The organism is Ruegeria sp. CJ6 (genome assembly GCF_056536665.1).
The window spans coordinates 128,444-141,140 of the sequence record NZ_JBQFQB010000002.1 but is presented as its reverse complement, the minus strand read 5'-3'; the positions used below and the strand labels follow the sequence as shown (position 1 = coordinate 141,140).

General features: G+C 57.8%; 14 protein-coding genes. 9 read left to right on the top strand and 5 right to left on the bottom strand.

What is annotated here, in order from left to right:
- Positions 1-49: 49 nt before the first annotated feature.
- On the bottom strand, positions 50-1,309 hold the full coding sequence (locus tag ACR0BT_RS06405) for an RsmB/NOP family class I SAM-dependent RNA methyltransferase (protein ID WP_480706453.1): 1,260 nt from the start codon (positions 1,307-1,309) through the stop codon (positions 50-52).
- A 90-nt stretch (positions 1,310-1,399) separates the two neighbouring features.
- On the opposite strand from ACR0BT_RS06405, the gene ACR0BT_RS06400 reads away from it, so the two are divergent.
- Entirely contained in the window at positions 1,400-1,582 is a 183-nt protein-coding gene (locus tag ACR0BT_RS06400; protein WP_170394659.1) for a DUF1674 domain-containing protein, read from the top strand.
- Here the strand turns inward: ACR0BT_RS06400 and ACR0BT_RS06395 are convergent, their stop codons facing one another.
- Positions 1,583-2,443 carry a LysR family transcriptional regulator gene (locus tag ACR0BT_RS06395; protein WP_480614451.1) on the bottom strand — a complete coding sequence of 287 codons (861 nt, stop codon included), beginning with the start codon at positions 2,441-2,443 and terminating at the stop codon, positions 1,583-1,585.
- Between the two features lie 99 nt (positions 2,444-2,542).
- Here ACR0BT_RS06395 and tmpA point away from each other — a divergent pair, with 99 nt between their 5' ends.
- Both tmpA and tmpB read left to right on the top strand, forming a co-directional pair.
- Entirely contained in the window at positions 2,543-3,679 is a 1,137-nt protein-coding gene (tmpA, locus tag ACR0BT_RS06390; protein WP_480706455.1) for a 2-trimethylaminoethylphosphonate dioxygenase, read from the top strand.
- Complete coding sequence (tmpB, locus tag ACR0BT_RS06385; protein WP_170648778.1) at positions 3,676-4,266, top strand: (R)-1-hydroxy-2-trimethylaminoethylphosphonate oxygenase; 591 nt, start codon at positions 3,676-3,678, stop codon at positions 4,264-4,266. The genes tmpA and tmpB overlap by 4 nt, the downstream gene beginning before the upstream one ends.
- 72 nt (positions 4,267-4,338) lie before the next feature.
- On the opposite strand, the gene dapB is transcribed toward tmpB, so the two are convergent.
- Positions 4,339-5,148 (bottom strand): 4-hydroxy-tetrahydrodipicolinate reductase, encoded by an 810-nt coding sequence (gene dapB, locus ACR0BT_RS06380; protein WP_170626775.1) that lies wholly within the window; start codon positions 5,146-5,148, stop codon positions 4,339-4,341.
- 89 nt (positions 5,149-5,237) lie between these two features.
- On the opposite strand from dapB, the gene rbfA reads away from it, so the two are divergent.
- The 3 genes from rbfA to truB are packed head-to-tail and all read left to right on the top strand — an operon-like array spanning position 5,238 to position 7,333.
- Positions 5,238-5,633 carry a 30S ribosome-binding factor RbfA gene (gene rbfA / locus ACR0BT_RS06375; protein WP_170408494.1) on the top strand — a complete coding sequence of 132 codons (396 nt, stop codon included), beginning with the start codon at positions 5,238-5,240 and terminating at the stop codon, positions 5,631-5,633.
- Positions 5,630-6,370 carry a phosphodiester glycosidase family protein gene (locus ACR0BT_RS06370; RefSeq protein ID WP_480762743.1) on the top strand — a complete coding sequence of 247 codons (741 nt, stop codon included), beginning with the start codon at positions 5,630-5,632 and terminating at the stop codon, positions 6,368-6,370. Before rbfA ends, ACR0BT_RS06370 begins: the two co-directional genes overlap by 4 nt.
- 54 nt (positions 6,371-6,424) lie before the next feature.
- Complete coding sequence (gene truB, locus ACR0BT_RS06365; protein WP_480762742.1) at positions 6,425-7,333, top strand: tRNA pseudouridine(55) synthase TruB; 909 nt, start codon at positions 6,425-6,427, stop codon at positions 7,331-7,333.
- A 7-nt stretch (positions 7,334-7,340) separates the two neighbouring features.
- Here truB and ACR0BT_RS06360 read toward each other — a convergent pair whose 3' ends face one another.
- A complete protein-coding gene (locus tag ACR0BT_RS06360; RefSeq protein ID WP_480762741.1) occupies positions 7,341-8,789 on the bottom strand; it encodes a pyridoxal phosphate-dependent decarboxylase family protein in 1,449 nt (482 codons plus the stop codon).
- Between the two features lie 107 nt (positions 8,790-8,896).
- On the opposite strand from ACR0BT_RS06360, the gene ACR0BT_RS06355 reads away from it, so the two are divergent.
- The 3 genes from ACR0BT_RS06355 to rpsO all read left to right on the top strand — a co-directional run bounded on the left by ACR0BT_RS06355 (position 8,897) and on the right by rpsO (position 10,944).
- Entirely contained in the window at positions 8,897-9,400 is a 504-nt protein-coding gene (locus tag ACR0BT_RS06355; protein WP_170394684.1) for a DUF1643 domain-containing protein, read from the top strand.
- Positions 9,401-9,496: 96 nt separating this feature from the next.
- Positions 9,497-10,531 (top strand): calcium-binding protein, encoded by a 1,035-nt coding sequence (locus ACR0BT_RS06350; RefSeq protein WP_480762740.1) that lies wholly within the window; start codon positions 9,497-9,499, stop codon positions 10,529-10,531.
- Between the two features lie 143 nt (positions 10,532-10,674).
- Positions 10,675-10,944: a 30S ribosomal protein S15 gene (gene rpsO / locus ACR0BT_RS06345; RefSeq protein WP_050605082.1), complete on the top strand. Its 270-nt coding sequence runs from the start codon at positions 10,675-10,677 to the stop codon at positions 10,942-10,944.
- Positions 10,945-11,331: 387 nt separating this feature from the next.
- On the opposite strand, the gene ACR0BT_RS06340 is transcribed toward rpsO, so the two are convergent.
- Positions 11,332-12,579: an MFS transporter gene (locus ACR0BT_RS06340; RefSeq protein WP_170408500.1), complete on the bottom strand. Its 1,248-nt coding sequence runs from the start codon at positions 12,577-12,579 to the stop codon at positions 11,332-11,334.
- Positions 12,580-12,697 lie beyond the last annotated feature (118 nt).

Sequence of the window (12,697 nt, the reverse complement as noted above, 5' to 3'; positions counted from 1 at the left end):
GAACACACGATAGACCGGTCCGCGCGTCAAGTCATCGAAAAGCGTCGCCTCAAGCGGATTTGTTCAGACAGGCGATATAGAACCCGTCCATGCCACCCTTGTCCGGCCAGAAATCCGGGCGCAGACGCAAGCCACCTTCTTCTGTAATCCAGTCCGGTTCAACGCCCGCAATCTCAAGCGCCGCACGGTCAATCTGCATATCCGGATATTGATCCAGCGCCTCTTCGATCTGCACCTCTCCTTCGTCCGGCAACAAGGAACAGGTGCAATATACCAATCGGCCTCCGGGTTTGAGCAGGGTCCAGGCATGGGCCAGCATACGGGCCTGTAGCTCGATCAATCCCCCGAATTCCGAGCCATCCTTGGCGAAGGGTAAATCAGGATGGCGGCGAATCGTGCCCGTGGCCGAACACGGCGCGTCGAGCAGGATGGCATCATACTGGCCCCGATGGTCCAGCGCATCACCAGCGATCACCTTAGCCTCCAAACCTGTCCGTTTCAGGTTCTCGCGCACCCGCTCCAACCGTGTTTCAGAGATATCCAGCGCCGTGACCTCTGCCCCTACCACAGCCAATTGCAACGTTTTGCCACCGGGCGCAGCGCAAAGGTCCAACGCCTTTTCCCCGGCTTTCGGGGCCAGCACGCGCACAGGCAGCGCCGCTGCCGCATCCTGAACCCACCAGTTTCCACGCTTGTAGCCCGGCAAAGCCGACACCTGCCCCGCATCCTGCAAACGGACTGAGCCGGTGGGCAGGGCTTCTCCGCCCGGCGCCTCAGCGCCCGGTTTCAGCGTCACGTCCAGCGGTGCACCATTGAAATGGGCCTGTTCCATACCCTTTACTGCGTCATCGCCCCACGCCATGATCAGAGGATCGCGCAGCCAGTCGGGCAGACGGGGCACGCGCATCTTGGGCCAAGCATCCGGTCCATCGGCGGCAATCTTGCGCAAGACTGCATTCACCAACCCCTTGAGCCGCCCATGCTTGCGCGAGCGTCCCACGATCTCGACCATCGAATTGACCACGCCATGCGCGGCCTCGCCCTGACACAACTCGACCGTTCCAAGCCGCAGCGCGTTATGCACCGTTAGCGCCGGTGTCTGCCGCAAGTGATCCGCCAACAGCCGGTCGGCACGCTCAAGTCCGCGTAGGGTTTCAATAGTCAGACGCTGCGCGCGCGCGCGATCCTCGGGTACCAGACGATCCAATGCGCCGGCCGCCAGACATTCAGGTAACAGCCGCCCCTCGCCCAATATCTGATCCAGCAGATAGATTGCACTGCGCCGCGCGGCGGTTGCAGAGTTTGACATGATGCTGAGTGCCTCTCGTGACCTTTGCCGCATTGCCTTGGGCGGACGAGGGCGTATATCAAGGCCCTGAACAGAAAGGAACCCGATGTCATGAGTGACGAGCGCAAAGACCTGCCCCCCGCCGCTCAGCGCGCATTGGCCGAGGCTGAGGAACGTCGCAAAAAGGCCGAAGCGGAAGCCAAGGCGCAGCCCAAGGAACTGGGTGGGCGCGACGGTCCCGATCCGGCCCGCTATGGTGATTGGGAAAAAAAGGGCATCGCCATCGACTTCTGATCAGGCCCCGCCCCGCAGCGCTTGCAGAAAGTCGTCTATCAAAGCCCTTTGCCGTTTCGACCTTGCCCGATCCTCGGGCCATGTCAGCCAATAGCCATCCTTTGTCCTAAGCTCGGGCATATCCAATCTGTGTAATTGACCAGTCTTTAAGCTGCCCGAAGCCAACGGTAGTGAACCCAACGCGATCCCCATGCCCTGACGCGCCGCCGTGATCGCGTGACCTACCGAATCAAAACTGATCCGGCCAGCCGGTAATTCATCAACCCCCGCTACCTGCGCCCAGTCCTTCCAACCGGGGCGTTCTCCGCGCAAATCAATCAGCGGCGCACCCCAGTTGATGCCGGATGCGGCCATCGGTGCCAGCACTTCGGGCGCAATAAGCTTTGCCTTTCGTCCAGGCCAGACACCTCTGCCATAGCGGATCTGCAGCCAAGTACGTTCTTCCTCCAGCGAGGCGCGGCGGGCCATCGAATCTGTCATTACACGCACATTTGGCTGCGCCTCAAGGAACGTGGGCAAGGCTGGTAGAACCAGCGCGTGGATATGCGACGAAAGTCCCGCGACCCGAAGCTCGCGCGGAGTTTTGCCGAACAGATCCTCGGTATTGCGTTCCAGTGCTTGCAGGCTGTCCTGCACCAATGGCAGATAGCTTTCGCCTTCGATGGTCAGCGAAACACCGCGGGCTTCGCGCACAAACAATGACCGGCCCAGCCACGCCTCAAGATTGCCTATCCGTTGACTGACCGCCGCCTGCGTCAAACCAAATTCGCGCGCAGCAGCAGAAAAACCACCCAGCCGCCCGGCGGCTTCGAACACACGCAGCCAGTCCAATGGAGGTAGTCCAATCTTCTTCTTAGCCATAAGTATTCCCAGCCCTCAGTGGCAATAAGGTTTAATTGTAGTAATGCCACGGAGCGCGTATCTCCTCAAGCAAAGCCCGCGCCGAACAGGAGAGACCCCATGCTGCGCTCAGCCACTTTCGACCCATCTGTGGTCACTATCGCGTTTTCCGATGGTACCCAGGCCAGATTTCACGCCATTTGGCTGCGCGACAATGCGCTGGACCCCGAGACCCGCGCCCCCGGCAACGGGCAGCGCCTGATTACCATCGGCGATATCCCCACCGATATCTCGGTCAGCGCTGCCGAGATCCAAAATGGCGATCTGAGTGTTACCTTTCAGCCCGAAAACAAATCCGTGATGTTCCCTGCCGATTGGCTGGCCGATCACGTTTATGACCGCGAACAGGCGCAAGAAGTTGGCCGCACCGCATCCGGCGTCACCACATGGGAGCGTGGTATCAGCGCCCCCAGCGGTGACTGGGAAAGGGTGCACACCGACCCTGAGGCCAAGCGCAGCTGGCTGGCTGCCGTCGCGGAGTACGGCTTTGCCAAGCTGACAGGTGGCCCAACCGAGCCGGAATCGCTGCTGAAAGTGGCCGATCTGTTCGGCTACGTGCGCCAGACAAATTATGGCCCCTATTTCGAAGTTCGGACCGAGGTGAACCCGACCAACCTCGCCTATACTGGGTTGGGGTTGCAGGCCCATACCGACAACCCTTATCGCGACCCGGTGCCGACACTGCAAATCCTCTACTGCCTTGAGAATTCGGCCGAAGGCGGCGATTCCATCGTTGTCGATGGTTTCCGCGCGGCTGAGCGTCTGCGCGATCTGAACCCCGAGGGCTTCGCCTTGCTTGCAGGCTATCCGGCACGGTTCGAGTATAAAGGTTCGGACGGGGTCTGTTTGCGGTCACGTCGCCCGATGATCGAGCTTTCCCCCGATGGCGAGTTGATCGGCATTCGCTTCAACAACCGCTCGTCTGCGCCGTTCGTGGATGTACCCTTTGACAAGATGGAAGCCTACTATGCAGCCTATCGCCAGCTGGGCGAGATCATTGACGATCCCGCTATGGGCGTGTCTTTCAAGCTGGAACCGGGCGAAAGTTTCATCGTCGACAACACTCGCGTAATGCATGCACGGCTGGGCTATTCCGGGGCCGGGTCTCGCTGGTTGCAGGGATGCTATGCTGACAAGGATGGGCTGCTTTCGACACTGGCCGCCATGCAGATGACACAACCGGAGGCGGCGGAATGAAACCCGATTTCTCGACCTTAAACCGGGACAATATCGTGGCCTTTATCGGTGACATCTTCGATCGTCGGGGGGGAGAGGAATATCTGGGGGAACCCGTCACCATGGCCCAGCACATGCTGCAAGGTGCCACGATTGCGGAACAGAACGGGCAGTCCGAAGAAATTATCGTCGGTGCGCTGTTGCACGACATTGGCCATTTTACTTCGGAATTCGGCACTTACCATCCGGACGATACCGAGGACCGGCATCATGAAGATGCAGGTGCCGAGGTGTTGGAGCAGTTCTTTCCGTCGGTCATCACCGATTGCTGCCGGTACCACGTGGCAGCCAAGCGGTATCTCTGCGCCACCAAGCCGGAGTATTTCAATCGCCTGTCCGCAGCCTCGGTCCATACGCTGGAACTGCAGGGTGGTCCGATGAGTGCCAAGGAGATAGCCGAGTTCGAGGCAAATCCGAACCTGAAAGAAATCATTCAGGTCCGTTATCTGGACGAAGCGGGAAAACGCGCTGATATGGAGACCCCGGATTTCGCCCATTTCGCACCGATGGTACAACGGATGGTCGACCGGCACATTCAGGCAAGCTGAGACAGCTTTCATCCGCCCGATCGATAGAGCCAAGAAAATTCGTCGAATTTTCTTGGCTCTTGATCCTGAAGCCTACAGCCCCAGAACATCCACCATGTCATACTGGCCCGGCGCCTTGCCTTGACCCCACAACGCGGCTTTGAGCGCCCCACGGGCAAAGATCGCACGGTCAGTAGCCAGATGGCGCAACACGATACGCTCACCGGGTGCCGCGAACAGGACATCGTGTTCGCCGACAATGTCTCCGCCACGAATCGCGTGGAAGCCGATATCGCCGCGTTTGCGCGCACCGGTAATACCGTCGCGGCCCCGATCGGCCACATCCGCCAACTTGACACCGCGCCCTTCTGCGGCAGCTTCGCCCAGCATCAAAGCCGTGCCTGAAGGCGCATCGACCTTGTGATGGTGATGCCCCTCGATGACTTCGATATCGAAATCCTCATCCAGTGCCGCAGCGACCTTCTTGGTCAGCTGAACCAACAGATTTACCCCAAGGCTCATATTCCCGGCCCGCACAATCACAGCATGGCGCGCGGCAGGTTCCAGCGCGGCGATCTGTTCGTCACTCATGCCGGTAGTGCCAATTACGTGAACGCACCGCGCCTGCGCGGCCAGTGCGGCAAATTCCAGTGTCGCTTCGGGCGCAGTAAAGTCGATGACGGCCTGCGCCTGTGCAAATGCCTCCAGCGGATCGTCAGTAACGGTAACACCGATCGCCTGCCCGCCCATTGCCTGACCCACATCCTGACCGATCCAGTCATGACCCTTACGCTCGACCACACCGACCAGACGCGCCTGATCGCTCTCAGACACGGTCTTGATCAGCATCTGCCCCATACGGCCCGAAGCCCCTGTGATAACGATCCCCGGAATATGGGTCATTGCGCTGGTCCTTTCTAAAGTCGGCTCAAAGCCTCCTACCCGGTTCGCGCCCGCTTGGCAAAGCCCCGCTTTGGGCTTAGATCGGGGGCATGGCAAAGAACAAATTCCACGATGGCCCCGGCCCTTCCCAACGACAGCTGCGCGTCGGCGAACTGATCCGCCGCACCCTGTCCGAGGTTCTGGCGCGCGGAGATGTCCACGACCCCGACCTGAACCGCATGTCGATCACCGTGGGTGAGGTGCGCACCTCGCCCGATCTGAAGATCGCCACCGCCTATGTGCTGCCCTTGGGCGGCAAGGGGCAAGAGGACGTGATCGAACTGCTCGCTCGAAACAAGGGTGAGCTTCGCCGCGCAGTGGGCAAGAAGGTGGGCCTGAAATTCTCACCCGACCTGCGGTTCCGTTTGGACGACACATTTGATCGACTGGACGACACCCGCCGTATGTTTAATCAGGACGCGGTACGCCGCGATCTGGACGAGTGATCCGTACCCTTGTCACGCTGTGTGCTGTCCTTTGGGCCGCGCAAGTCTCTGCAGTCACTTGCGAGAAGCTGACTCATGAGGACAAGCGATATACGGTTTGCGAGGTGGATACCTCGGAAGATTTGCGCCTGTTTCTGAACGATGAAAATGGCGATCTGTTGGGTCATTTCTCTTCGGTGAATGAGGCGTTGGAGCCTCTGGGGAAAAGGCTCGTCTTTGCGATGAATGCGGGCATGTACCATGACGACCGCTCGCCCGTCGGCCACTATGTCGAAGACGGGCAAGAGCAGATGCGCGTGATACCGAATGCCGGACCCGGCAATTTCGGCCTGCTGCCCAACGGTGTGTTCTGCATCCGTGAAAACCGTGCCGATGTGTTCGAGACTTTGGATTTCGTCGATCAGGCGCCGCAGTGCCGCTTTGCGACACAATCGGGCCCCATGCTGGTGATCAACGGAGAGTTACACCCTCGCTTTCTGCCGGATTCAACCTCGCGCTACACCCGAAACGGAGTGGGCACCAGCGCCGATGGCACGCGTGTGGTGTTTGCGATCTCGGACGATTACGTCACTTTCTTTGAATTTGGCAGCCTATTCCGCGATGTATTGAAAACACCGAATGCGCTGTTTCTAGATGGCAACATTTCCCGCATGTATGATCGCGCCAGCAACCGGTCGGATATCGGGTTTTCGCTGGGACCCATCGTGGGTGTCGTCGAGGACGTTCCGGCAAATTGACAGCATCGAAACGATCCGCTAACTCGCGCGCCTCAGCAAGACTCAAGGTGTAGAATGGGACGCAAACGCAAGGGCCGCGACATTTCCGGTTGGCTGGTGGTGGACAAGCCCGCTGGCATGACTTCGACCGCGGTGGTCAACAAGGTGCGTTGGGCGATGGACGCCAAGAAAGCCGGCCATGCGGGCACGCTGGACCCCGAGGCGACCGGCGTTCTGGCCGTTGCGCTGGGTGAGGCAACCAAGACCGTCCCCTACATCACCGATGCGCTGAAGGCCTACACCTTCACCGTGCGACTGGGGCAGGCCACCAACACCGATGATGCCGAGGGCGAAGTCATCGCTGAAAGCATTGCGCGCCCCTCGGATGAGGATATCAAACAAGCGCTCGGCCCGTTTCTGGGCGATATCAAACAGGTGCCGCCCAAGTTCTCGGCCGTGAAAATCGACGGTCAACGCGCCTATAAGCTGGCCCGAGATGGCGAGGATGTAGAACTGACCGCCCGCCCTCTTTGGGTAGAGGAACTGGTGCTGATCGACCGCCCCGACGAAGACCACGTCGTGCTGGAGTTGACCTGTGGCAAAGGTGGCTATGTCCGTTCCATTGCGCGTGATCTGGGTGAGGCGCTCGGCTGCCACGGCCACGTGAAAAAACTGCGCCGCATCTGGTCCGGCCCGTTTGAGGCCGAGGATGGCCTGACCATCGAACAGATCGACGAAATGGCCAAAACCACCGCACTGGATAATTATCTGCATCCGCTGGAAACCGGCTTATCAGACCTACCCGAGCTGAAATGCACCTCTGAAGGAGCCACCCGTCTGCGGAATGGCAATCCGGGCATGGTGCTGGCCTCTGACGTGGAATACGGCGACGAGGCCTGGGCCTCGCTGGATGGCAAGGCCGTGGCCGTAGGAATTTACAAGTCGGGCGAATTGCACCCAAGCCGCGTCTTTGCCGCCAACTGACGACTGTTCAGGCGGCGATACGCAATTTGTGACCCAGTCGAAGTATCTCGGACACCAGTAGATCCAGATCCTGCTTTTGCGTGCGGTGATTGTTAACCGCCACCCGTAGGCAATGCGCCCCATGAACCGTTGTATCCGATAAAACCGCTGTGCCTTCCTCTTGCAGGCACAACATGATTTCGCTGTTAATCGCACGTAGAGTTTCGGGGCTGAGACCGCCCGGGTCATAGCGGAAACAAACGATGTTTATATTGGTGGGGAACATCAAGGTGAGGTCATCCTCTGCCTCGATCAGCGAAGTCAGATAACGCGCCTTTTCGATATCCTGATCAATGAGCCTGCCGAATTTCTGAACGCCGTGCTCCTTCAAGGACATCCAGACCTTGAGCGCTCGAAACCCACGCGAAGTCTGAATGCCGTAATCGTGCAAAAACGCCGCCCCGGCGACGCCTCGGGATTGCGGTTCCAGGTATTCCGGGGTCAGAGTAAATGTCGCGTGGTGGGCATCATGGCTTCGCACTAACGCGCAACCCACTTCGAAAGGCGCATGTAACCATTTGTGTGGGTCGAGCGCGACGGAATCCGCGCGTTCGATGCCGGACACGCGCCAACTGTTATCATGGGCGATTGCAATTAACGCACCGATACAGCCGTCAACATGAAACCACAGGCCTTCCTCGCGGCAGAAATCGGCAATCGCCGACAAGTCGTCGATGGCGCCTGTGTTCACGGTTCCGGCGGTGGCAATCACACAAGCGGGGTTAAGGCCGTCTGCGCGATCCTGCGCGACCATGCCGGCAAGCGCTTCAAGATCCATCGTCAAATCGTCTTGCGTAGGAATACGCCGCAGCGCCTTGTTGCCCAGGCCCAGTGTTTCGAGCGACTTTTGGTGACAACTGTGCATCTGATCCGATCCGTAATACCGCATCGGCTTATCCATGGCGGTGATGCCCTCTTCGCGCATGTCGATCCCGGATTTGACGTTGCGGGCCACCGTCAGCCCGATCAAGTTTGCCACGCTGCCGCCGCTGACCAATGTCCCACTGGCCCCCTCCGGCAGACCGATCATCTCGCGTAGCCAGTCGACGACTTGTCGGTCGATCAGGGCTGCCGCATGATTCCCACCCCCAAGGTTCGAACCCTGAACCGCAGCCAGAAAATCTGCCATCGCGCCTGTGAAATTGCTCGCGCCCATATACCAGCCCCAAAACCGGGGATGGATATTACCCATCGGATACTGCATGACCTGAGATTGGACATCATCCATCAAATCACCCAACGGCATACCCTGCTGAGGTGCAGGCGTTTCGAACCCGTTGCGTATCGCAGTCGGCATATCTTTCCATATCGACCTATCACGCACATCACGCGTATGATCCAACGCCATATCCAACATCTCATGTGCTAATTTGCGGGTCTGCTCCCAATCCGCCGGATCCAATGTCTCGAATGTCATGTCTTCCCCCCAGAATAAGCCGTTCAAATGAAGGCAGGTATAGCACAAGTTAAGGATCAGGACATCGCCCCTTGTAAACGGGCCTAATTCCAGCCAAACCCGACTGCATGATCACTCGTTCTCACACCAAGGGCGACGCGCCCTCGACTGCCATCTACTCCGATTGCGAAAAATACCGCTATAGCCTGACCCGTATCTGGAACCCGGCGGGCCGCAAGGCGTTGTTTGTGATGCTGAATCCGTCGACGGCGACCGAGGTGCAGAACGACCCCACGGTGGAACGTTGCGAGCGTCGCGCACGCACACTGGGTTTCGGAGCTTTTCAGGTCACCAATATCTTTGCCTGGCGCGACACTGATCCGCGCAAGATGCGTGCATCTTCAGATCCGGTGGGGCCTGAGAATGACGCAGCCATCCTGGACGGCGTGGAATGGGCGGATCAGGTCATCGCCGCCTGGGGCACCCATGGCGCACATCTGGAACGCGGCCCCGCAGTTGAGGAATTGCTGCGCGGCACGGGCCAGCCCTTGTTCCACCTTGGGCTGACCAAGGACGGACATCCGAAGCATCCTCTCTACATTGCGTACACTCAGCAGCCCGAACCCTGGTGATAAAGGGTTAACCACGCTCTCAGCTTCGCTTTGACCAAGCCATTGTTTGCATGAGATGTTTTACACTCGGAGCCATTGTGCTTGCGGAGGGTAGATATGTTTCTGATCGGATTATTCGGAATGGCCGCCATGGGTGGTGCGGCCTACGCAATCAGCGACGTACTTGTGCCAGAAGACAAAGGCGACAACGAGGATGAAGACGATCGCATCGAGGAAACGGTCGACGACGACCTGTCGGAAGGCAATTTGCTTGACGTGGACGAGAATATCGACGAGCCCAGCTCTGCCGAGGAAACCCGCTCTGACACTGGTGAGATTGTGTCCGAGTATGAAGGCGATCTGGTCATTGCGGGCGATGAGGATGCGGATGTTCTGACCGGGCAGGAAGGCAACGATCAGATCAACGGATATGGCGGGGACGACTGGATCGACGGCGGCGCTGGCAACGACGTGTTGTATGGCGGTGGTGGCGGGGACGTCCTGTTTGGCAACCTCGGGAATGATGTGCTCCATGGTGAATATGGTGACGACGCGCTGGACGGAATGTCAGGAAATGACGACCTGTATGGTCATTTCGGAACAGATGATCTGAGCGGCGGTGATGGGAATGACCGGCTTTTTGGTGGTCAGGGCGCTGACACGTTAAGCGGCGATGACGGCGACGACGCGCTACAAGGCGGAGATGGCGACGACTACCTTGTTGGGGGTGCCGGTGAAGACGCCCTGTTTGGCGGAGATGGTGATGACATCTTGTCCGGAGAAGATGGTCCGGACGAGCCTGCGCGCGACTTCCTAAACGGGGGCTCTGGGGACGACGTCATTCTTGCCGAAGACGGCGATGTGGTCACAGGTGGAGAGGGTGAGGACGAGATCGTTGTGCAGTCCGACCCCGAGCAGGAAGCCACGACAATCATGGATTTCCAGATCGGTCACGACAAGCTTCTGATCACCTGGGACAACCCGGAAGAACCGGAATTGACGATCGAACAGGACAGTGAAAACAACAGCTTGACCCATGTTCGGGTCAATGGCGAAGACGTCGCTCAGCTTTTTGGCGCAGAGGGTCTGACTGTTGAAGATATTCAGTTTGTGACCGAAGCCCAGTTGGAGCAGTACGCCTTCACCAGTTGAGCCTGCAGAATCCCTTTGCCATTTGCGGTGAATGCGCCTATACGCGCCCATCCGCATCGGAATCGGTGCGGTTTTCTCCATGGGCCTGTGCTGGACGACATCCCGGCCTGCGCCATCAACTCTAACCTTTAAAGGAGACCCCGATGTCGATTACTGCCGCTGATAAAGCACGCGTCATGAAAGAATTCGCAACCAAGGACGGCGACACTGGTTCGCCTGAAGTCCAGGTTGCTATCCTGACCTCGCGCATCAACACCCTGACCGAGCACTTCAAAACCCACAAGAAAGACAACCACGGTCGTCGTGGTCTGCTGAAGATGGTTGCTCAGCGCCGTAAGCTGCTGGACTATCTGAAGGGCAAAGAAGAAGCACGCTATCAGGACCTGATCAAAAAGCTGGGCATCCGCCGCTAAACGCGTTTTGTTCATGTTGTACAGGCGCTGAGGCCCTGTTCGTACAAATAGTACATCTTGTACGCCCGCCATTTGGTGGGCGTATTTGTTTTGGTCACTGTCTAATCTAGTGAACTGTGCGGCGCGCGAATTTCCCGCCATGTTCATGAGAGACGGCACACACATACCTGCGACCCAAACCTTACCGCTAAGCAAAGAAGCGCAAACTTTTTTTAACTTCCTGTGAACCACTTCACTGAACGCGGTCAAAGATTGCGCCATTCTGAGGATGTTAGTGAGTAGGCGCTTCTTTTGTTTCGAGCGTCAGGTTTTTCATAGTCCTCCCTTTTTTACTGGGCGTGCCTGTAGCGGGCGCGCCCATTTTCGTTCGGGACACACTGATGAAACCTACTTGCCTTTGGTATCAAGCGCTTGAACGCCGGGATGGCGAAAGAGTTTCGCCATCGCAATCAATGCCAGTACACCGCAGATGACCGCGAGCACGAAAGGCATCCGCAAATTGATAGCCATGAGGGACCCGCTGAGGGCCGTAATGGTCCCGGAGCCCAACGCGTAGATGGCGACTGTCACACCCATGACCCAACCTTGCTCGGTTGGGCCGACGCTCGCGGAAAACAACGAAAGCATGGTCGGGTACATGATCGCGAACGCGATGGTTATCGGAACAATCAGGACATAGGTCAGATCGGCCATGGGGTTCAGCATGAAGGCCAATATCCCAAGCGCCATGGCTGCAATGGAGACATATAGAATCGGAAACTTTTTATAGCGCTCGTGCAGCGGTGCGGTGAGGTAGGCACTGCCAAAGGCCATGGAGCCTCCGAACACGGCGAGGGCCATGCTGTTTTGAAGCGTACTGAACTTGAACCGGGTCAGCAGATACGTGTCGATGAAGAAGAAAAACGCATTCAGGCACATCAGCGAGAACAACATGACGACCGAAAGCCGCAAAACGACCGGGTGCGAGAAGACTTTCCACAGGTTCAAAACAACATCTAAAAGCCCGAAGTCAATTTTTTGTCTTTTGAAACCGGGTTCGGAGAAGAAGAACAGAATCAGCGCCATGTTGATCAGGATCAGGGCAATGGCGACGTAGAAAGGCAGTTCCAGTGACGCAAATGATCCCATCAGGTTTTGGTCGCTGAGCAATCCTGAAATCAGTGGCCCCCCGAGCAGGCCCAGCGCGGATGCCGCAACAATCATCCCGAGGTTTTTTGATTTCTCCTGATCGTCATGGCTGATGTCGATCAATGCGGCCTGCGCAATGGGTTGATTGGCCGTCGTAAACCCGGAAATGGCGCGCCCCAAAAGTAACAGCCAATAGCTGGACGTCATGATCGCGGCCACAGTCAGAACATAGCCGATCAGGGCACCGGTAAGGCAGATCATGATGCCTGTTTTACGCCCGATATAGTCCGACAACTTGGCGATGAAGGCCGCCCCGAAAAAGTAGAACAGAAAGAAGACGACAATCAGAATCGTATAGTCGAGCTGGCGGATATTCGTCGCTGTTCCATGTGCGAGGAAAGCCTGGTGTGGATCCAGCAGGATCGTGTTGAAAATCGGCACGATCAATCCAAAACCCATCACGTCAATGAAAACGACCAGCAACAGAGACAATCGTGAAAGGTTCATAACAGCATCCTCATTACGGTCCCGGAATAATCCAATTTCAAAACGTCGAGGGGGCCGGCCACATCACAAGAAACACGCGCTGCGCCAAGAGTTGCCCGGAGTCAGGGTATGGGCTCTT